The following is a 21643-nucleotide window of genomic DNA, read 5'->3' as shown; positions in this document are numbered from 1 at the left end:
AATAATAATTATGAATGATGCTCACTTACATTTGGTTCTTAACCATTTTCCTATAATAGGAAGTATTTTCGGACTTGTAATATTAATCGCTGGATTGATTTTAAAGAATAATTCGGTAAAAAACACCGCTTATATTTTATTTATGGTTTCGGCAATTTTTGCCGCCTTTAGTATTGGAACTGGAGAAGGTGCGGAGGAAATGGTAGAGGACATGCCTAACATTGGTAAACAAATAATTCACGAGCATGAAGAAATAGCTGAGAAATTCGCACTTGTATTGTATTTAATGGCCGCAGTTTCTCTCGCTGGATTAATTATGAACCTAAAAAATTATTCTAAAGCTAAATTTGTTTCTTATGTGGCAGTTGTCATAGCAATTATAGCTGTTGTAGTATCTACACAAGTTGGTACTTCGGGTGGAGAAATTCGTCATACTGAAATTAGAGATGATAGCGTTAATACTAAAGTTCTTCCTGAGGGTTCAATTTCAAAAGAACAAACAAAAGAAGACGACGAAAAGTAATCTTTAACAATAAAGTATATTAAAGTTTAAATAAAAATTGCTTTGTAAATGATTTATCACTTATATTTGCACAATAATTAAAATTCAGCACAAAAAAAATGTTTACAAATCAATTGCATCATCATCATTTTCATTATTGCTCTCAAGCGATGTGTTAATGGTATGTGTGTAAATCATCATATTCTAAAACCCGTTTGAGTACATCAAACGGGTTTTTTATTGCCCTCTACTTGTACTCAATCAAAATATTCAAAACAAAAACAAAAAACAAAAAAATGAGTACATTAAAAATTGCCATTCAAAAATCAGGTCGTTTAAACGAAGACAGTATCCAAATTCTAAAAGATGCTGGTATTTCAATCGATAATGGAATCGATCAGTTAAAAGCCGAAGCATCAAATTTTCCGTTGGAGGTTTTATATTTAAGAAATTCAGATATTCCTCAATATCTAATTGATGGAGTTGTAGATATCGCTATAGTAGGCGATAATCTACTAGTTGAAAAAGGAAACAATATTGAAGTAATTCAAAAATTAGGTTTTTCAAAATGTAAAGTATCCGTTGCTGTACCTAAAGCATTTGATTACAAATCGGTTCAAGATTTAAATGGGATGCGTATTGCCACTTCTTACCCTAAAACAGTACTTGATTTTTTTAATTCTAAAGGAGTTACAGTCGATATTCACCAGATATCAGGTTCAGTAGAAATAGCGCCAAACATTGGATTAGCGGATGCTATTGTTGATATTGTATCTAGCGGAAGTACTTTATTTAAGAATAATTTAAAAGAGGTCGAGGTTATTTTCAAAAGTGAAGCTGTTTTAGCGGTTTCTCCTAAAGTAAGTCCCGAGTCTCAAAAAATAATCGATACCTTAAAATTTAGAATTGAATCCGTTTTGAGAGCAAGAAAATCAAAATATATCTTGATGAATGTTCCCAATGACAAAATTGATGCTGTTGGAAAAATTCTTCCTGTATTGAGAAGTTTAACTGTTTTGCCTCTGGCACAAGAAGGTTGGAGTAGCGTACACTCTGTAATCGATAAAGATACTTTCTGGGATGTTATCGATCAATTGAAAGAAGCTGGAGCCGAAGGGATTTTAGTTTGCCCAATTGAAAAAATGGTACTTTAAGAATTTTAAATTATAAGTTATGAATTATGAGTTAAAAAGCGGAGTAATTCAATTTTTGAATCATTTAATCTTTGAATACAATTAAAATGAATAAAATATACAATCCAAAACCTGAAACTTGGTCCACTATTTTAGAAAGGCCAACAAAAACGGTAGATGACATTGAAGCGACAGTAAAAGAAATTTTTAAGGAAGTACAGAAAAAAGGAGATAGCGCTGTTGCAAAATATACTTCGCTTTTTGACGGTGTTGCCGTTGCAAATATTGAAGTATCCAAATCAGAAATTGACACTGCAGTTGCATCTATTTCTAATGAACTTAAAGAAGCTATTCAATTAGCAAAATCTAATATTAAAAAATTTCACACTGCTCAAAAAACAGAAAGAGTGGAAGTAGAAACGATTGAAGGAGTAAATTGTTGGCAAGAAAAAAGACCGATTCAAAAAATAGGTTTATATATTCCTGGAGGAACCGCTCCTTTATTTTCTACGGTATTAATGCTCGCTGTACCGGCAGAAATAGCCGGTTGTAACGAAATTGTATTGTGTTCTCCTCCAGATAAAAACGGAAATATAAATCCGGCGATTTTATACGCTGCGAATTTATGTGGCGTAACTAAAATTCTAAAAGTAGGAGGAATTCAAGCTATTGCAGGGATGACTTTTGGAACGGAAACGATTCCTAAAGTGTATAAAATATTTGGTCCCGGAAATCAATTTGTTACGGTGGCTAAACAGTTAGCAACCCAATTTGGCGTGGCAATCGATATGCCAGCGGGTCCTTCGGAACTATTGATTGTTGCTGATGATACTGCGGTTCCGGCTTTTGTCGCATCTGATTTATTATCACAGGCAGAACACGGAACGGACAGTCAAGTTATTTTAGTTTCCACGTCAAAAAAATTAATTGATGCGGTAGAAACAGAAATCCAAAATCAAATGGAGGTTCTACCTAGAAAAGCTATAGCAGAAAAAGCCATCGCCAATTCTAAATTGATTTTTGTTGAAAACGATAAAATAGCTTTAGAATTAATCAATGAATATGGACCGGAACACTTTATAATTTGTTCTGAATATGATGATTTTTACAGCAATGGAATTTATAATGCAGGGTCTGTTTTTATTGGTAATTTTACTCCGGAAAGTGCGGGAGATTACGCTTCAGGAACCAATCATACTTTACCGACAAATGGGTATGCCAAGAATTATAGTGGCGTAAATCTGGATAGTTTCACTAAAGCGATGACTTTCCAAAAAATATCTGAAAAAGGAATTCAAAATATTGGAAAAGCTATTGAAATTATGGCCGAAGCCGAAGGATTACAAGCGCACAAAAATGCAGTTACATTACGATTAAAAGCGATTGAAGATGGGAAATAGTTTTGATATAAATAATTTAGTTCGGGAGAATGTAAAAACAATGAAGCCGTATTCATCTGCTCGCGATGAATTTGAGGATTTTGATACTGCGGACATGATTTTTTTGGATGCCAATGAAAATCCGTTTGAGAATGGAGTGAATCGCTATCCAGATCCACAACAAATGACCGTAAAAGCAGTTTTAGCAAAACAAAGAAATGTTAAAACGAATCAAATTTTGCTTGGAAATGGAAGTGATGAAGTATTGGATTTGTTATTCAGAGCTTTTTGTGAACCGAAAACTGATAATGTAATCACTTTACCACCAACCTACGGAATGTACGGTGTTTTGGCGAATATCAATGCCGTTGAAAATAAAGAAGTATTGCTTTCAGAAGATTTTCAACCGCAAATTGAGAAAATAATGAAAGCCATTGATGAAAACACTAAAATGATCTTTTTGTGTTCACCAAACAACCCAACTGGAAATTCATTTTCGGATGAAAGTGTAGCCTATCTTTTGCAAAATTTTAAAGGTTTAGTTGTAATTGACGAAGCCTATATTGACTTTTCTAAAAAGGACAGTTGGATTAATGAACTTGATGAATATCCTAATTTGGTCATTACCCAAACGCTTTCAAAAGCATATGGTTTGGCTGGAATTAGATTGGGAATTTGTTATGCCTCTACGGAAGTAATCTCGGTTTTAAACAAAATAAAACCACCTTACAATGTGAACGAATTGACACAAGTAAGAGCTTTGGAAAGATTGAGTGATCCAGAAAAGATTAAATCTGAAATTACTTCTATTATTGTGCAAAGAGAAGAATTACTTAAAGTATTAGTTAATGTGAAATTTGTTGAAAAAGTATATCCAACAGAAGCTAATTTCATCTTGATTAAAGTAGATAATGCCAATAAAAGATATGACGAATTGATTGCCAAAGGAATTGTAATTCGCAATAGAACAACACAACCTTTATGCGATAATTGTTTGCGTTTGACCGTTGGAACTGAATTGGAAAATAAAAAATTAATAGAAGCTTTAAAAGCGATTTAAAACGCAGATTTCACAGATTAGCACTGATTTTTAGAACTCTTTCTTTGAAAAGCAGTTCTTAGAAAAGTAATATTTTTGGAAGATATATAGAAAAATAAAATTCAAAATAAATAGAATTTCACTGATTTCTAATTTGTGTAAATTTGTGAAATTTGTGTTTAGTAAAATTACAATAAATGAAAAAAATACTTTTTATAGATCGCGACGGAACAATGGTTTTGGAGCCAAATGACTATCAATTAGACAGTTTTGAAAAGCTGGAATTTTATCCAAATGCCTTTCAATATTTGGGTAAAATAGCCAAAGAATTGGATTTCGAATTGGTAATGGTAACAAATCAGGATGGTCTGGGAACTGATTCTCATCCAGAAATTAACTTTTGGCCCGTACATAATTTAATTATGAAAGCTTTTGAAAATGAAGGTGTTGTTTTCAAGGAAGTGTTTATCGACAAAACTTTTCCTTACCAAAATGCACCAACTCGCAAGCCAGGTACAGCTATGTTGACACAATATATTGACAATCCTGAATATGATTTGGAAAATTCATTCGTGATTGGAGACAGAATAACCGATGTAGAATTAGCAAAAAACTTGGGTTCAAAAGCGATATTCATTAATAGAGATGAAGCTTTGGGAGGTGATGAAATATCCTCTAAAAGACACGAATTAGATTCGGTTATTGCTTTACAAACTACTGATTGGAAAGTAATTTATGAGTTTTTGAAATTAGAAGAGCGTTCGGCTTCCATTGAAAGAAAAACGAATGAAACGGATATTTACATTAATTTAAACCTTGACGGAACCGGGAAAAGCAAAATTGAAACCGGAATTGCCTTTTTTGACCACATGTTAGACCAAATCGCACGTCACGGACAAATGGATTTAGAAATCCTTGTAAAAGGAGATTTAGAAGTCGATGAACACCACACTATTGAAGATACAGCAATCGCGTTAGGTGAAGTTTTTGCCAAAGCATTAGGGAATAAATTAGGAATAGAACGTTACGGTTTTTGTTTGCCAATGGACGATTGTTTGGCGCAAGTAGCTATTGATTTTGGAGGCAGAAACTGGCTGGTTTGGGAAACCGAATTCAAACGGGAGATGGTAGGAAAAATGCCAACGGAGATGTTTTTCCACTTTTTTAAATCGTTCTCAGATGGAGCCAAAGCCAACATCAACATTAAAGCAGAAGGAACTAATGAACATCACAAAATTGAAGCGATTTTCAAGGCTTTCGCCAAAGCGATAAAAGTTGCAGTAAAACGCGATACAGAAAAGATGATTTTGCCATCAACAAAAGGAATGCTTTAATAAGTCATCATGTCGAAAGTCATAAAGTCGAAAGTTGAACGGCATTATGACTTTAGACTTTGGACTTTAAGACTAATAAAATGAAAATAGTAATCATAAATTACGGAGCAGGAAACATTCAGAGCATTATGTTTGCCATTGAAAGATTAGGTTTCAAAGCTGCTTTGAGCAATGATTGGACGGAAATCAAGGCTGCGGATAAAGTAATTTTTCCGGGTGTTGGCGAAGCAAGTTCCGCAATGAAAATGCTTATTGACAGCGGACTTGATGTGTTAATTCCAACCTTAAAACAACCCGTTTTAGGGATCTGTTTGGGCATGCAATTGATGTGCAATAAATCAGAAGAAGGAAATACCACAGGTTTAGGAATTTTTGATGTTGATGTGATCAAATTTTCTCCAAAAGTGAAAGTACCACAGATGGGCTGGAACCAAATTTACAATTTGAAATCGCCATTATTCATTGACATCAAAGAAAATGAATATATGTATTTAGTGCATAGTTTTTATGCGCCAGATTGTGCAGAAAGCATCGCGACAACCAATTATGAAGTCGAATATGCTTCGGCTTTACTAAAGGATAATTTCTACGGAACTCAATTTCACCCTGAAAAAAGTGGTGATGTTGGAGAGCAAATTTTAGGGAATTTCTTGAAGCTATAACTTTAAGACTTTCGACTTTCAAACTTTAAGACTAATTAGAATGAGAATAATACCAGCAATAGATATCATCGACGGAAAATGTGTTCGCTTATCAAAAGGCGATTATAATACGAAGATAATTTACAATGAAAACCCGCTTGAAGTGGCGAAATCATTTGAGGCACACGGAATAGAATATTTGCATTTAGTGGATTTAGACGGAGCAAAGTCAAGCCAAATTGTCAATTATAAAATACTCGAACAAATCGCTACTCAAACTAAATTGAAAATAGATTTTGGTGGCGGATTAAAATCGGATGCTGACCTGAAAATCGCTTTTGAAAGTGGCGCTAATCAAATTACCGGAGGTAGTATTGCTGTTAAAAATAGAGAATTATTCGAAAAATGGATTCAAGAATACGGTTCGGATAAAATCATTTTGGGAGCAGATGCTAATAATGAAAAAGTGGCAGTTTCTGGTTGGTTAGAGGATTCTAACGAAGACTTGATTCCGTTTATACAAGACTATCAAAACAAAGGGATTCAGTATGTAATTTGTACAGATATTGCCAAAGACGGCATGCTAGAAGGACCTAGTTTTGATTTATACGCTAAAATTTTGGCAAATGCCAACGGAATAAAATTGATTGCTTCAGGAGGAATTTCTACTTTTGATGAATTGCCAAAATTAGCCGAATTAGGTTGCGAAGGAACGATAATTGGAAAAGCAATTTATGAAGGAAGGATTTCGTTGAAACAATTGGAAAATTACATAATGTAGAGACGTTGCGTTGCAACGTCTCTACGTAACAACAAAAAAAATGTTAACAAAAAGAATAATCCCCTGTCTGGATATAAAAAACGGGAGAACCGTAAAAGGTGTTAATTTTGTAGACTTGCGTGATGCAGGAGATCCTGTGGAATTAGCCAAAATATATTCGGATGAAGGTGCTGATGAATTGGTTTTTTTGGATATTTCGGCAACGGAAGAACGACGTAAAACCTTAGTGGATTTGGTTCGTAAAGTGGCATCTACGATTAATATTCCGTTTACTGTTGGTGGTGGAATTTCATCTGTGAAAGATGTGGAAGTTTTATTGCAAAACGGTGCGGATAAAGTTTCTATTAATTCCTCGGCTGTGAAAAATCCTCAATTGATTAATGATTTGGCACAGAAATTTGGAAGCCAATGTGTCGTTGTTGCTATTGATGCCAAGAAAATTGATGGTCAATGGATCGTGCATTTAGTGGGAGGAAAAGTGCCAACCGAATTGAATTTATTTGATTGGGCCAAAGAAGTGGAGCAACGTGGTGCAGGTGAAATCTTATTTACATCAATGGACAATGACGGAACTAAAAATGGTTTTGCTAATGAAGCGTTGGCGACACTTTCAAACTTAGTAAATATTCCTATAATAGCTTCTGGCGGAGCTGGAAATATTCAGCATTTTGTTGATACATTTCAAGTGGGAAAAGCAGATGCAGCCTTAGCCGCAAGTGTCTTTCATTTTAAAGAAATTGAAATCAAAACATTAAAAAAAGTGCTTAAAAATAATAATATCGAAGTTAGGCTTTAAAATCCTAAATCGAAAATCTTAAATCCTAAATTGAAATGAACATAGATTTCTCAAAAAATACAGATGGATTAATTCCAGCCATAATTCAAGACAGCGAAACCAAAACAGTTTTGATGTTGGGCTTCATGAATGCCGAAGCGTATCAAAAAACGATTGACACTAAAAAAGTTACTTTTTATAGTAGAACGAAACAAAGACTTTGGACAAAAGGAGAGGAAAGTGGGAACTTTTTGAATCTAATTGATATCAAAAATGACTGCGATAATGATACTTTATTAATCCAAGTAAAACCTGAAGGACCTACTTGCCACAAAGGGACAGATACGTGCTGGGCGGAAGAAAACAAACAAGATTATGGTTTTATTTCTCATTTAGAAAACACAATTAAAGTACGCAGAGAAAACGCTGATTCTGAAAAAAGTTACGTAGCTTCCTTATTTAAATTAGGAATTAACAAAATCGCTCAAAAAGTAGGTGAGGAGGCGATAGAAGTGGTTATTGAAGCCAAAGATGATAACGATGATTTGTTTCTGAGTGAAAGCGCTGATTTACTATTTCATTATCTTATTTTATTGCAAGCCAAAGGATTTCAGTTAAATGATGTTGTGGAGGTTCTTAAAAGTCGCCAAAAATAAAATAGTTTTAACTAATTTTCATCAATAAAAATCCAATAGCCAACTCAATTGCTATTGGATTTTCTTTTTTCTTTTATTTCAAAAAGCAATCCACTATATTTACTATTTATTTAAAATACCAGAATAACAATGCAAGTGATGAATTCAGACAATACCACCTTTACCCAAGAATTAAATAGTACTATAATAAATACTGGTTTGTATATAATCCTAACTACCGACGAAGATGATGATCGTCCTGTTTATATTTCAGGGAACTTCAATAATTGGCGTACCCAGGACAAAGAGTTTTTGATGGAGAAAATTGGAAACAGTCTATATCATTATAAATTCTCACATGATTTTGATTATCCGTTCGAGCTTTTATATAAATTTACGAAAGGCGATTGGAGTGAAGTAGAGATAGATGCGGAAGGTAATCGTACTGAAAATCGTTCCACAGTCAGTCATGCAGGTATACAAAAAGAGCATGTGGCGAGATGGCGAAAAAACTGGCTGCCATTTAAGCAATCGTTTTTACCGCAGGTTTTGCTGATTTCGGATGAATTTGAAATTCCGCAACTTAATAAAACCAGAAAAATATGGGCATTGCTGCCACATGATTATGATACTTCAGATGAAAGATATCCTGTGATGTATTTGCAAGATGCTCAAAATTTATTCAATGAAGGATCCGGAATGGGTAATTGGGAAATTGACAAAAAACTGGCTGTTATGTCGGAATATAAAATTGGAAAAATCATAATTATAGCCATAGAACATGCTGAAGAAGATCGAATAAAAGAATACAACGTTGGAAAAACAGTTTTAGGAAAAGGACAAGGGAAAAAATATATTCGTTTTGTAACTGATACGCTGAAACCATTTGTGGATACTAATTTTCGAACCAAAAAAGAACGAGAATTTACTGGAATAGGAGGTAGCTCGATGGGCGGATTAGTTAGTATTTTCAGTGGATTGCGAAATCCGGAGGTTTATGGAAAACTGATGATTTTTTCGCCATCGCTTTGGGTGATACCTCATTTAAAAATAAAACCTAAAAAAGCTAATTTAGCGGATACCAAGATTTATTTGTATGCTGGCGGAGACGAAAGTTCAACCATGATTGAGCATATAAAAAAGTTTAAGGAGAATTTAATTGCCAGTGAATTTATAAAAGACCAATCGAAGATTAATTTAAGCATTAATAGACAAGGAAAACACAGTGAAACCTATTGGAGTGACGAATTTCCAAAAGCAATTGAATGGTTGTTTTTTCAGACGAAGTAAAAATCTTTCTTGTATGGTGAAACGATTTATTATGCTAATAAAGAATTAAAAAAAAGATAAATGAAAACAAACACAATTCAAAACCTAACAAATTTTTCAGGAACAATTATAATTCCAGTTTTTGAAACTTATGAAAAAAATATTGTTCCAATTGCGTTTGATGGATTAGAGATTCCTGCAAAAGTATTTTTCGGCAAAAAAGACACGCATTATTTAGCCGAAATAAAGGATAATCTACATTTATTTGTTGGTTTAGGAAAAACAGTAGATTATAAAACTTTAAAAACTACTTTTCGTCGCATTGCGGCTAAGCAAAAAGAGCATTTAAGCGCGAATGTGGCTTTAGTTTTACCGGAACAATTTACGGCTGATCAAGTGGAAGCGATGATTTCAGGTTTGCTTTTAGGAACTTATGATTTGGGTCATTTTAAAGCAGATAAAAAAGCACATCCTTTTCTAGATTCTGATTTTACTTTGAATTTAGTTTCCGAAAAAGATCATTTGGCGACGGCTAATAAAGCAATAAAAATTGCAAAAGCACAATTAGGTGTTTATAACTTAGTAGATCTACCCCCAAATACCATTACACCAAAATACTTATCAACTTGGGCTAAAGAGACGGGAGAAAAATATGGATTTGAGGTAAAAATTTTAGGTTACGATGCTTCAAAAATTGCGGGTCTTGGCGCTTTCTTGGCAGTAGGAAAAGGAAGTGAAAATGAGCCACAATTTATCATTATGAATTACACTCCAAAACAAAAAGTGAAATCCATGAAGCATGTTGGTCTGGTTGGAAAAGGAATAACCTTTGATACCGGAGGACTAAATATAAAAACGGCAGGAATGGTTCATATGAAGTGCGATATGGCAGGAGGTGGCGCCGTTCTTGGAGCGATGCAACTCATAGCCGATTTGCAATTACCTGTAAAAGTTACCGCTATAGTTCCTTGTGCAGAAAATTCGGTCGATGCCAAATCATTTTTACCAAGTGATGTCATACACAGTTACAGTGGGAATTCGATAGAAATCATTGATACAGATGCGGAAGGCCGACTCGTTTTAGCCGATGGATTATCGTATTTAATTAAAAATTTCAAACCAGAATATATCGTAGATATTGCCACTCTAACAGGAAGCAGTGTTGGTACTTTTGGGTATGAATGTGCCGCCTTGTTTACTAATAATGAAGAAATGGCTAAGAAATTGCAAGATTCCGGAGATTCAGTAGGAGAGCGACTTTGGCCTTTACCGCTTTGGGATGTTTACAAACAAGATATTGAAAGTGATATTGCCGATGTAAAAAACTACAGCGGAAAACTAGTAGCCGGAGCAATTAGTGCTGCTAAATTTTTAGAATATTTTACGCAGGAACATACCGCTTGGGCACATCTTGACGTTGCTGGTGTAGCATTTGGAGACGACGAATTTGCAAAAAGCAAACACGCAACCGCTTATGGAGTTCATTTATTAACTAAATTCATTGAAAATTTATAACGTATGGAAAATTCTAAAACCTTCATCTGCATTTCTAATTATTTCAAGGGTTCTGATTTTTTAATTCAATTAAAAAAAATGGGCAACAAAGTCTATCTTGTAACCAGCGAAAAATTAAGAAAAAGTCCATGGCCACATGAATACATTGATGAGATATTTTACATGGAGGGCCAAGATATTGACTGGAATTTAGAACATCTCCTATTAGGTGTTGGCAATTTAATGAAGACAACTAAAATAGATGCTATAGTAGCTCTTGATGATTATGATGTCGAAAAAGCCACTTATCTGAGAGAAAATTTACGAATTGATGGAATGGGCCAAACTACGGGACGTTATTTTAGAGATAAATTAGCGATGCGAATGAGAGCCAAAAGTTGTGGTATTTCTATACCTGCTTTTTGTTCGTTATTTAATGACCCTGATATCAACACTTTTGCAGATACTATTCCCGCGCCATGGGTTTTGAAACCACGTTCTGAGGCTTCGGCAACAGGGATTATAAAAGTGTTTGACAAAGAAAGTTTGTGGATTCATATCAACGAAATGGGGAATAACAGATTCAAATATTTATTGGAACAATTCAAACCAGGCGATGTATATCATTGTGACAGTTTGATTGTAGACAGTAAAGTGATATTCAGTTTAACTTCTAAATATTTGGCTACGCCAATGGAAATTTCGCAAGGTGGCGGTGTTTTTCGTTCGGCAAATATTCCATATGGTTCAGAGGATGACAAAGTAATAAAAAAAGTTAATGAACAAGTGATGAAAGGTTTTGGATTGAAACACGGTGCCTCTCATACTGAATTTATAAAATCTAAAGAGGATGGAAAAATTTATTTTCTGGAAACATCGTCTCGCGTTGGTGGAGCTCATCTCGCCGAAATGGTTGCAGAAGCTTCCAACATTAACTTATGGAAAGAATGGGCGACTATAGAAGATGCATTAGTTAAAGGAACGAAATATGTTTTGCCAAAAGCAAAAAAAGGATATGCCGGTATTGTATTGACTTTGTCTAAATTTCAGCATCCTAATTTATCCTCTTTTACAGATCCTGAAGTTTGTTTCAAAGTTCCATTAGATTATCATGCGGGACTAATTGTAAAATCAGATAAACACGAAAGAATTCTTGAATTATTAGATGATTATGCTGATCAATTAGTAGCTAATTTTACGGCAGTTGTAGAACAAAATAAAGTGGCGAAATTGCATTAGACTGTTAATTTTTTTTCTAAACCAAATCTAAAATTCACAAAAATTTCTAATTTCATGAAAATATATTTTCGCTTTATTTTTATTTCCCTTTTTATTTCTAACGCTGCAAACGCTCAAGGACTTCTTGGAAAATCACAACAAGTTTTTACCAGACAGGATTCATTGCGAGGAAGTATAACCAAAGAAAGAGCTTGGTGGGATGTAAAACAATATCATCTTGACATTAAAGTAAATCCAACGGAGCAAACCATTACTGGTTCCAATACTATAAAATATCAAGTACTGCAGGAATACAATCGCATGCAAATAGATTTACAAAATCCAATGGAAATCTTTAAGGTGATTCAAGACGGAAAAGAATTAAAATATACAAGGGATGGAAATGTATTTATTATAGAATTAGTTGCTCCTCAAAGAACCGGAACAGTAAAAGAACTCACTGTGTTTTATGGAGGTAAACCAAAGATAGCCGTAAATCCGCCATGGGACGGAGGAATTACTTGGAAAAAAGATTCTAATGGTAATCCGTTTATAGCGTCATCTTGTCAAGGATTGGGAGCCAGTGTTTGGTGGCCCAATAAAGATCATATGTATGACGAAGTGGAAAGTATGCTAATCAGCGTAAATGTTCCAAAAAATTTGATGGATGTCTCCAATGGTCGTTTGCAAAGTGTAACCGAGTTGAAAGACGGAACTACAACATATAATTGGCTGGTATCAAATCCCATCAACAATTACGGTGTGAACATCAACATTGGCGATTATGTTTCTTTTTCGGAGAAATACAAAGGGGAAAAAGGAGATTTAGATTGTAATTATTATGTTTTAAGAGATGATTTAGCCAAAGCAAAAATCCAATTCAAAGATGCGCCTCGAATGCTGAAGGCTTTCGAGCATTGGTTTGGACCGTATCCTTTTTATGAAGACAGTTACAAACTCGTTGAAGCACCATATTTAGGGATGGAACATCAAAGTAGTGTAACCTATGGGAATGGTTTCAAAAATGGATATTTAGGAAGAGATTTAAGTGGTACCGGCTGGGGTTTAAAGTTTGACTATATAATTATTCATGAATCTGGACATGAATGGTTTGCCAATAATATCACTTACAAAGATATTGCTGATATGTGGATTCATGAAAGTTTCACAGATTATTCTGAAAGTCTTTTCCTGGAATATTATTACGGAAAAGAGGCCGCTTATACTTACGTTAGGGGTTTGCGAAAAAATATTCAAAACGATAAACCTATAATTGGCTACTATGATGTAAATAATGAAGGTTCAAGCGATATGTATTACAAAGGGGCCAATATGTTGCATACGTTGCGTCAAATTGTAAATGATGATGAAAAATGGAGAACTATTTTAAGAGGATTAAACAGTACTTTTTATCATCAAACGGTTACAACAAAACAAATTGAAGATTATTTGAGTAAATCCACAGAAATGGATCTATCTGCTTTTTTCAATCAATATCTGAGAGATATTAGAATTCCAACTTTAGAATATTTTTTCAAAAACGATAAATTAGGATACCGATGGACAAATTGTGTTCCGGGATTTAATATGCCAATAAAAATAACGGTAAATGGAACTGGAAAATTACTGAAACCAACAACAGGTTGGGATTCGATTTCTGTTAAGAGCGAAAATGCCAAGCTGGAAATAGATGAGAATTTTTATGTAGCGGGTTTTAATATCTCGGAATAATTTTTATAAAATAGAAAAACAAAAAAGACCAATATGTAAATTGGTCTTTTTTATGCGAATAGTTTTTATCTCTCAAACAATCCCAAAGTACCGCCAACCCAATCTTTATCCTTATTGAACTTCACACCAATCATCTCGCCGCGACTCAATCGAACTAGGTTGCAAAGTAGAGTAGGAGATTCATCCTCTTTTTTCCAAACACAAAGCACACGAACTTCGGCTTTTACTTTTCCATCTGGAGATTGTACTATAGGGATGTAGTTTACTTTTTTCTGAAGGATATAAAGTTCTTTTTCAACTATTGCTTCAATATCTTCTTTTTTTACATGGAAAATTACGCCAGTACCTGAGAAAGAAAATAAGGGTTTCAGCACATAATTTTCTAAATCTTCCGGAATTACTTCCAGCTCACTTAATAAAGTAGTTTCAATAAAATATTTTCCTTTTAACAACGGCAAAATAAATTTACTGATTCTGAAAAACCAATTGGGATGTCCTGCCCATTCTACATCAAGATTGTCAGAAAAATTGAAATTTAGTTTTAAATCAGTTCGTAAATCCAATTCATCAAAAATAACTCGATTATAAATTCGTTTTACAAGAATTTCATCTCCTGCTGCATTTTTATAAAAAAGTTGTTTCCCTTTTTTTATCAGTTCAGTAACACAAACTATTGGAATACCAATATCGCTGCTGCAATAATAAAAATCAATTTTTGTGTTTTGCTTCTCCGGTTCAATTTCAAGCAGAATAACATTTTCTTTTGGATGCTTGTTACAAATTACTTCTTCCAGAATATCAAGATATGCTTGTGGTTCAATATCATTTATAAAAGGAGTTAATTCAGCAAGAAAAGGATAATGATTCTTAAATTTCTCATACAAATTAAACTGATAATTGTATAAAGATGGAAAACCTTGTACTTCAATTAGTTTAGGAATAACCGCACCATCTTCTACGCAAATCCCGAAATCGATGGCTAAAAAAGAAGTGTGTTCGTCCTCGTTTGGAACTTTATTATTTAATTCTAATGCTGTGTCAGTAAGTGCTTTAAAGTTTTCTTGTTTAATTAAAGCTATAACCTCATTACATCCTTCAATCAATTGTGCTTTTAACTCATTTGAAATAAAAAATGGAGTTTCGGCTAATCTAAAAGTCGGCAAATAATTAAAATCGGAAGCAATATCGTCTTTAAATTCTTGATATTTTTTGTTTGTAAATTGAGTATTAAATAACTCCCGATATTTTGAAATCATACACTGTAGAATTTACTAATTAGATAACATTTTTTTAGTTTTCATCAAGTCATTTATGGCAATTCGCAGGAAATTTGGAATTAAAGTTTCATTGGTTCTGTATATTTTATCATCGTCCAACAAGTCTTCCAGCATGTTTCTAAACTTCTTTTTGCCTTTCATAGTCTTGATTTTTTCTTTCGCTTCTTTATTTCTCAAATGCGAGACAAAGCTTATTGGATCAGCTTCTGGATGAAACTGCGTGCCTACAAAATAATCCGTGAAACGAACGGCCATAATAGCACGTTCATATTGCACGTGATCTCTAATTTTTTCCAAAGAAATAATTTTGGCTCCTTTTTTAGTAAAAATACTCAGTTTAGGCTGTACAACCTGATAATCGCGAGAATCAATGGCGTAAAAAGGGTCTGACAATCCTTCAAAAAGGGGATCCGTTAATCCTTCTTTTGTTTTGTGAATCGTCATCACGCCAAAAGAGGTGTCATTTCGTTTGGTTACAGTTGCCAATCCAAAATGCAGACAAGCCATCTGAAACGAATGACAAATAAACAAAACATGTTTTTTAATCGCATTTTCGTTATTCCACTTTGTCAAGGAGTCAATAAATTCGTAATACTTTTTATCCCATTCTCCGTCTCCTACCATTGGATTTCCTGGACCGCCAGTGGAAATATAAATATCAAACTTGTTAATTTCAGGTAATTCACACTTTACGCGCACATCAAATATTTCGAAACTTACAACAGGACTAAACCGGTTAATGACATCAATAATACAACGCATTCCCTGATTTGGCATACCATTGTACATATCTAATAAGGCAATCTTTATAATTCTATTGGACATACGTTTATTTTAAAAAATCAATCGGCAAAGGTAATTTTTAATTTACAATCCTTTTGTAAATTCACCAGTAATAAAATCAACCACTCGAGAAAGATTACCTGTTTCTTCAAAAATAGCCAACTGTTTGTCCGCTCCAGTTCCGTTTTTCAAAATCTCATGAACATAATTAATATCGTCTCGACTTCCCAATTCATCGACTACATCATCAATGAAATCAAGGAGTTCCAGAATTAGTATCTTTGTTTCCACCTCTTTTTGCAAACCAAAATCAATCATGTTATTTTCAATTCCGTAACGGGCTGCACGAAATTTATTTTCTTTTATCAGGGCTAGTCTATAAATATTAAAACTAGTATTATTCATGTTAAGTTTATAAAGTTTGGCCACAATTGCTTGAATAATAGCCACAATACATATGGTTTCATCCACTGTTAAACACATATCGCAAATCCTAAATTCAATCGTATTGTAAAAAGGATGCAAACGTAAATCCCACCAAATCTTTTTAGGATTATCTATACAGTTGGTTTTAACTAACGTATCCAAATAATTTTGATACGCAGCAACCGAATCGAAATATTCCGGTAATCCTGTTCTTGGAAATTTATCAAAAACCTTTGTTCTAAAGGATTTATAACCCGTTTTGCGCCCTTCCCAAAAAGGAGAATTCGTAGAAAGCGCAAAAATATGAGGCAAAAAGTAGGTCGCTTGATTCATCAATTGCAATCCAATTTCCCGATTTTCAATTCCTACATGGCAATGCATCCCAAAAATTAAATTGGATCGCGCTGCGTCTTGCAATTCATTCACAATATCGTGGTATCTGGGATCATCAGTGATGGGCTGGTCTTGCCATTTAGAAAACGGATGCGTTCCGGCACCACCAACGATTAAATCTTGTTTATCGGCTAATTCTACAATTTTAGACCTCAAAAATTTAATTTCACACTTAGCTTCAGCAACACTTTTACAAATATTGGTTCCCACTTCGACCACAGATTGGTGCATTTCTGACTTCACCTGCTCGTTTAATATTATTTTAGCACCATCCACAATTTTAGACAAATGCGACCGCAAATCTCTTGTTTCAGGATCAATAATTTGATATTCTTCTTCGACACCTAGCGTAAAAACTGGTAATTTCTTTGACATAATTATTTTTTTAGTGTTCAGTCGCAGTCGCAGTTTTCAGTCTATTAACTGAATACTGTGACTGAAAACTATTTTGCAGCGTCTTTAATAAACGTACCCCAAGTAAGATTCATTTTTCCAGGTTTTTGTTTTTTCGCGGCAGCGATTGCCATCTTTGAAGCTTCTTCAACAACCCATTCAAAATTTTCAGCACCAACTGATGTTAATTCAGCATCTGGAGCCGGATTTCCAAAATCAATAGCATAAGGGATTCCATCTCTTACAGCAAATTCAACTGTATTAAAATCATAACCCAATCCTTTACAAAGTCTTAAAGTATAGTCTTTTATCGTTGCCAATAATTTTTTATCCGTTGGCGGTCCATCAATTACATAACGCAAATGATGTGGGTTTCTTGGTTCATATTGCATGATTCGGACTGCTTTACATCCCAAACAATACACTCTGAAATATTCCGTGAAAACAATTTCTTCCTGAAGCATCATCACTAATTGTCCTGTTTCCTGATGTTTCTCCCAAAACTCTTCTTTATTTTCTAAACGATAAACATTTTTCCAACCGCCACCTGCATACGGTTTCATGTACGCTGGAAAACCAATATAATCGAAAATTCCCTGCCAATACATCGGGTACTTTAAATTCCTGAAAGATTTTCCGGTTGTATCCGTAGGATGTTCCGCTGAAGGTAGGATTACGGTATTGGGTAATGGAACTCCAAGAGTATCTGCTAACGCATTATTGAAAAATTTATCGTCGGCACTCCACCAGAAAGGATTATTAATAACATTTGTTCCTGTTAAAGCTGCATTTTTTAAATAAGCACGATAAAAAGGAACATCTTGTGAAATTCTATCGATAATTACAGCATATTCACCACCTTGATTTTGAACGACTTTATCAATGGAAACCGCTTCTGCAATAATTCCTTTTTCGTTTTTCGAATTCACTCTGTCTATAAACGCTTGTGGAAATGTATCTTCCATTCCAAATAAAATTCCAATTTTTTTCATCTCTTTCTATTTTAATTACTTGATACCTGATTGTGTTGATTATATTATTTTAAAAAAATTTAATTCTTGATAAATAGTGCGGAAACATTTCTTTCCACATTGGCCAGTCATGATTTTTATCCTGACGAATATCCAGCCAGTGATGGATGTTTCTTTCGCTTAAAACCTTGCTTAATTTTAGATTGGCATCGAAACAAATATCCCAATTAGAAGTTCCTAAAACGATATCCATATTCCACAATTCAGAATCATTAAGACCGTGTAAATAATCTTCCGGACTGTTATAAAATACATCGTCGTTATGAAAACCATCCATGAAACTCTTAATGTTAAAAGCGCCGCTCATAGAAAACAGATGACTCACATATCCAGGATGACGAAAAGCAAAATTAGCCGCATGATATCCACCAAAGCTGCAACCCGCCATAATCACTTTGCCGGAAGCAGTACTGTTTTTTACTTTTTCGACAATTTCATGACAAATCATTTTGTCATATTTAACGTGATTTTCTATACGATGGACAGGATGGATATTTTTATTGTAAAAACTGTCTTTATCAATGCTGTCAGGACAAAAAACCTGAATTAAACCTTGCTCAATATACCATTTGGCCGATTCAATCAATCCCATGTCCTTATTTTCATGATAACTTCCCATAGAGGTAGGAAAAAGAATTACAGGAAATCCCGCATGTCCAAAAACCAACATTTCGATATCTCTATTTAGATTGGGGGAATACCATTTGAAATATTCTTCCTTCATAGCTTTATTTTTAACAATTATAATGAAAAAAAACGAGCAAAAAAAGATATTTGATTAAGCTTAACTAATAATTATCACAAAAAGCAATAAAGATTATTAACTAGGAATGAAATTGTGATTTTTATATTAATTAGCCCATATTTTTTAAATTATAATCAAAAACAAATGGTTTTTAATACATCAACTTTTTTTAATTTAACGATGGAAGCGGCTAGAAACCGAGTATTTACTCGAAAAATTCATCAATCAATTACCAATATATGGTACAAAGTTTTTAAATAGTTGGTTGTTTTAAAGAATTATGAATCAGCATTTACCTCAAATAACTGTACTTGACTTTTTAATCTTTCTACAAGCATAGTCATCATTCTTTTGTTTAGGCTGGAAGAATTTTTAATGTATTGAGCGTATTCATTCGAAGTAAATAAACCGATAATCATTCCCTTCAAGGCATTTCTGAATTTGATGTCTTTTTGGATTGCGTTTTCGATCATCGACAATTTTTTTTCAGTAGTTTGCGAATAAAAATCAGTTTTATTCTTGTCGATATAATTGATGAACGACGCTACAAACAAATCGTTTTGTAATTTTAAAATAGGTCGAAGAACTTCATTTTGAAAGGATTCATCAGATGAAGATTGAGAGGTAACAGTACCGATAGTTTGTCCTCTGAATTGTTTTAAAAAAGTATCGCGTTGGTCCATTTTTTTCTTTAAAATTATGAAAAAAAGAAATAGAAACCACTTGATTTTATGTTATGAAAAGAATATTTTTCGTTTTGATTTCATAAAATGGAAAAAAAGCCATTTTATATTTTATTTTTTTCGAAAATAGGTAAATATCCCATAAGCGGAAACTAATGTCCAAGAGCCTTCCAAAATAATGAAAGGTAAATAACTTAGCAAAACGGATGCAAAACAAGCTATTCCGGCGCCTATAAAATTCAAAAAAAGATATGTAAGACTTTCTTTTTTTATGGTGTCATTTAAGTTTAAAAAGTAGGCAACCAAAAGAATGGTCACCCCTACAAATCCAATCCAATCTGTTACTGACATTATATTATTTTTTTTGTTTTTAATTTTGGCAATTCATTATCAGCAACGAAACTACCTTCTGAAGGCAATTCAAAAATTTCTAAATCAAAATATGGAACTGATGCGATAATGTGGTCAAAAACATCGGCCATTATATATTCGTAATTTTCAAATCCTTTGTCCTTAGAAAAAGCATAAACTTCGAGTGGAACTCCATGTGAAGTCGATTGCAACTGGCGGCAAAGCATCAGCATATCTTGATTCAGTTCTGGATAATTAAAAAGATATTCCGTAATATATTTTCGAAACAAACCCAAATTTGTCAAATTTCTACCATTAATCGCCAACGATTTATCTATTTGATTAGTTGAATTATAGTCATCAATTTCAGCTTTTCGAGTGTCTATATAATCACTGATTAGATTGATTCTTTTCAAATCATTTAATTCGGTTTCTTCTAGAAATCGGATGCTGCTCGTTTTTATAAGAATGTGTCTTTTGATCCTTCGCCCATCGGAATTGAGCATACCGCGCCAGTTTTGGAAAGAATCAGAACTTAAACTGTAGGTTGGAATAGTGGTCGTGGTATTGTCAAAATTTCGAACCTTTACCGTGGCTAGATTTATCTCGATTACATCACCATCGGCGCCAAATTTATCCATTGTAATCCAATCCCCAATACGAACCATATCGTTAATGGATACTTGAACGCTGGAAACAAACCCTAAAATAGTATCTCTGAAAATTAAAATAATTACCGCCGAAACAGCTCCTAAAATAGTTAAAAGTTCTTTTTGATCAATATCAAATAATTTCGAAATAATCACGGTAATCCCAACCACCCATAGGATAATCATTATCACCTGAATAAAACTGTCAATAGGTTTGTCGCTATATCTTGGTTTTAGTTTTAAATAATCTCGTAAAGCATTAAAAATGGTGCGAATAATCCAAAGCACCAATATGACGATATAGATTCCCACCAATTTCCCAAAAACACCTTCCCAATATTCATAGCGATCTAAAATTATGGGTACTGATTTGTAAATAAATAGCAATGGAATCAAGTGGGCAATGTATTTGGCTGTTTTATTGGTAACCAATAAATCATCAAATTTGGTTTTAGTTTTTTGGGCTATAAAAACCATAACCGTTACCAAAATAAGTCTGAATACTACATAAATAGTAAATGCCAGTAAGCATAATACAGCAATATTTATAATCAAACTCAGATAAGAAGCTATACTGCTCCCTAATCCCCATTTCCTAAATATTGGATATAAAAAAGTGAATAGTTTCTCTATAAATTTATACATTTTTCAGGTATTTTTTGTCCACATAGAAAGTACCCAAAGGAATTAAAGAGGCAATTAAAATTATTCCAAAGTTTTTAAGATCCCATTTTTGAGATTTTTTCAGTAAAATGGCCAATACAATATAGCCAATAAATAGGATTCCATGACTCATCCCAATAGGGTAAAGCAATGTTTTATAGAGTACTGGATTTGTAGGCTTGATGAAAAGCATATTCGAAAATAAAACCAGGTATGATATTCCTTCCAGAATTGCTGTAATCTTGAAAATCTTGAGCATTTACTATATTTTGATTGATAATTGACAAAAATAAGTATTATCATTGATTTTTAATCTA

Annotated in this window: 22 protein-coding genes; 13 read left to right on the top strand and 9 right to left on the bottom strand. The window is 33.6% G+C overall.

Features of this window, described 5'->3' with window-relative positions:
* Nucleotides 1-10: 10 nt before the first annotated feature.
* The 13 genes from H4V97_RS02430 (at nucleotide 11) to H4V97_RS02370 (ending at nucleotide 13931) form a co-directional block, all read left to right on the top strand.
* Nucleotides 11-523 (top strand): hypothetical protein, encoded by a 513-nt coding sequence (locus H4V97_RS02430; protein WP_196850812.1) that lies wholly within the window; start codon nucleotides 11-13, stop codon nucleotides 521-523.
* A 275-nt stretch (nucleotides 524-798) separates the two neighbouring features.
* A complete protein-coding gene (gene hisG, locus H4V97_RS02425; RefSeq protein WP_196850811.1) occupies nucleotides 799-1656 on the top strand; it encodes an ATP phosphoribosyltransferase in 858 nt (285 codons plus the stop codon).
* An 86-nt stretch (nucleotides 1657-1742) separates the two neighbouring features.
* Nucleotides 1743-3035, top strand: a complete 1293-nt coding sequence (gene hisD, locus H4V97_RS02420) for a histidinol dehydrogenase (RefSeq protein WP_196850810.1) — start codon at nucleotides 1743-1745, stop codon at nucleotides 3033-3035.
* Entirely contained in the window at nucleotides 3025-4074 is a 1050-nt protein-coding gene (gene hisC / locus H4V97_RS02415) for a histidinol-phosphate transaminase (RefSeq protein ID WP_209548799.1), read from the top strand. The genes hisD and hisC overlap by 11 nt, the downstream gene beginning before the upstream one ends.
* Nucleotides 4075-4250: 176 nt before the next feature.
* Nucleotides 4251-5387, top strand: a complete 1137-nt coding sequence (gene hisB / locus H4V97_RS02410; RefSeq protein ID WP_209548798.1) for a bifunctional histidinol-phosphatase/imidazoleglycerol-phosphate dehydratase HisB — start codon at nucleotides 4251-4253, stop codon at nucleotides 5385-5387.
* Nucleotides 5388-5467: 80 nt separating this feature from the next.
* Nucleotides 5468-6049, top strand: coding sequence for an imidazole glycerol phosphate synthase subunit HisH (gene hisH / locus H4V97_RS02405; RefSeq protein WP_209548797.1), 582 nt, complete (start codon nucleotides 5468-5470; stop codon nucleotides 6047-6049).
* A gap of 40 nt (nucleotides 6050-6089) precedes the next feature.
* On the top strand, nucleotides 6090-6809 hold the full coding sequence (gene hisA / locus H4V97_RS02400) for a 1-(5-phosphoribosyl)-5-[(5-phosphoribosylamino)methylideneamino]imidazole-4-carboxamide isomerase (protein WP_209548796.1): 720 nt from the start codon (nucleotides 6090-6092) through the stop codon (nucleotides 6807-6809).
* A gap of 40 nt (nucleotides 6810-6849) precedes the next feature.
* Nucleotides 6850-7605 carry an imidazole glycerol phosphate synthase subunit HisF gene (gene hisF / locus H4V97_RS02395; RefSeq protein ID WP_209548795.1) on the top strand — a complete coding sequence of 252 codons (756 nt, stop codon included), beginning with the start codon at nucleotides 6850-6852 and terminating at the stop codon, nucleotides 7603-7605.
* A 35-nt stretch (nucleotides 7606-7640) separates the two neighbouring features.
* Nucleotides 7641-8240 carry a bifunctional phosphoribosyl-AMP cyclohydrolase/phosphoribosyl-ATP diphosphatase HisIE gene (hisIE, locus tag H4V97_RS02390; RefSeq protein ID WP_209548794.1) on the top strand — a complete coding sequence of 200 codons (600 nt, stop codon included), beginning with the start codon at nucleotides 7641-7643 and terminating at the stop codon, nucleotides 8238-8240.
* A gap of 138 nt (nucleotides 8241-8378) precedes the next feature.
* Nucleotides 8379-9509 (top strand): alpha/beta hydrolase, encoded by a 1131-nt coding sequence (locus tag H4V97_RS02385; protein ID WP_209548793.1) that lies wholly within the window; start codon nucleotides 8379-8381, stop codon nucleotides 9507-9509.
* Nucleotides 9510-9569: 60 nt separating this feature from the next.
* Nucleotides 9570-11003 (top strand): leucyl aminopeptidase family protein, encoded by a 1434-nt coding sequence (locus H4V97_RS02380; protein WP_209548792.1) that lies wholly within the window; start codon nucleotides 9570-9572, stop codon nucleotides 11001-11003.
* Between the two features lie 3 nt (nucleotides 11004-11006).
* Nucleotides 11007-12221: an acetyl-CoA carboxylase biotin carboxylase subunit family protein gene (locus tag H4V97_RS02375; protein ID WP_209548791.1), complete on the top strand. Its 1215-nt coding sequence runs from the start codon at nucleotides 11007-11009 to the stop codon at nucleotides 12219-12221.
* A 54-nt stretch (nucleotides 12222-12275) separates the two neighbouring features.
* The gene (locus tag H4V97_RS02370; protein ID WP_209548790.1) at nucleotides 12276-13931 is read left to right on the top strand and encodes a M1 family metallopeptidase; all 1656 of its coding nucleotides are present in this window, start codon (nucleotides 12276-12278) and stop codon (nucleotides 13929-13931) included.
* Between the two features lie 65 nt (nucleotides 13932-13996).
* On the opposite strand, the gene H4V97_RS02365 is transcribed toward H4V97_RS02370, so the two are convergent.
* From H4V97_RS02365 to H4V97_RS02325, 9 genes are all read right to left on the bottom strand, one after another.
* Entirely contained in the window at nucleotides 13997-15187 is a 1191-nt protein-coding gene (locus tag H4V97_RS02365) for a hypothetical protein (RefSeq protein WP_209548789.1), read from the bottom strand.
* 15 nt (nucleotides 15188-15202) lie between these two features.
* Complete coding sequence (locus H4V97_RS02360; protein WP_209548788.1) at nucleotides 15203-16033, bottom strand: type 1 glutamine amidotransferase; 831 nt, start codon at nucleotides 16031-16033, stop codon at nucleotides 15203-15205.
* Between the two features lie 42 nt (nucleotides 16034-16075).
* Nucleotides 16076-17185, bottom strand: a complete 1110-nt coding sequence (locus tag H4V97_RS02355; RefSeq protein ID WP_209548787.1) for a carboxylate-amine ligase — start codon at nucleotides 17183-17185, stop codon at nucleotides 16076-16078.
* Between the two features lie 68 nt (nucleotides 17186-17253).
* The gene (locus H4V97_RS02350) at nucleotides 17254-18195 is read right to left on the bottom strand and encodes a RimK family alpha-L-glutamate ligase (protein ID WP_209548786.1); all 942 of its coding nucleotides are present in this window, start codon (nucleotides 18193-18195) and stop codon (nucleotides 17254-17256) included.
* Between the two features lie 49 nt (nucleotides 18196-18244).
* Entirely contained in the window at nucleotides 18245-18958 is a 714-nt protein-coding gene (locus H4V97_RS02345) for an esterase family protein (RefSeq protein ID WP_209548785.1), read from the bottom strand.
* A 299-nt stretch (nucleotides 18959-19257) separates the two neighbouring features.
* Complete coding sequence (locus H4V97_RS02340; protein ID WP_196850793.1) at nucleotides 19258-19662, bottom strand: glyoxalase; 405 nt, start codon at nucleotides 19660-19662, stop codon at nucleotides 19258-19260.
* 111 nt (nucleotides 19663-19773) lie between these two features.
* On the bottom strand, nucleotides 19774-20013 hold the full coding sequence (locus tag H4V97_RS02335) for a CBU_0592 family membrane protein (protein ID WP_209548784.1): 240 nt from the start codon (nucleotides 20011-20013) through the stop codon (nucleotides 19774-19776).
* Nucleotides 20013-21308: a mechanosensitive ion channel family protein gene (locus H4V97_RS02330; protein ID WP_209548783.1), complete on the bottom strand. Its 1296-nt coding sequence runs from the start codon at nucleotides 21306-21308 to the stop codon at nucleotides 20013-20015. The genes H4V97_RS02335 and H4V97_RS02330 overlap by 1 nt, the downstream gene beginning before the upstream one ends.
* Entirely contained in the window at nucleotides 21301-21585 is a 285-nt protein-coding gene (locus H4V97_RS02325) for a DUF3817 domain-containing protein (RefSeq protein WP_196850790.1), read from the bottom strand. Before H4V97_RS02325 ends, H4V97_RS02330 begins: the two co-directional genes overlap by 8 nt.
* Between the last annotated feature and the right edge of the window lie 58 nt (nucleotides 21586-21643).

Source organism: Flavobacterium sp. CG_23.5 (assembly GCF_017875765.1).
In the GTDB taxonomy this organism is placed as follows: Bacteria; Bacteroidota; Bacteroidia; order Flavobacteriales; family Flavobacteriaceae; genus Flavobacterium.
Note: the sequence above shows the minus strand (reverse complement) of the source record. Positions and strands in the feature narration are given on the sequence as shown.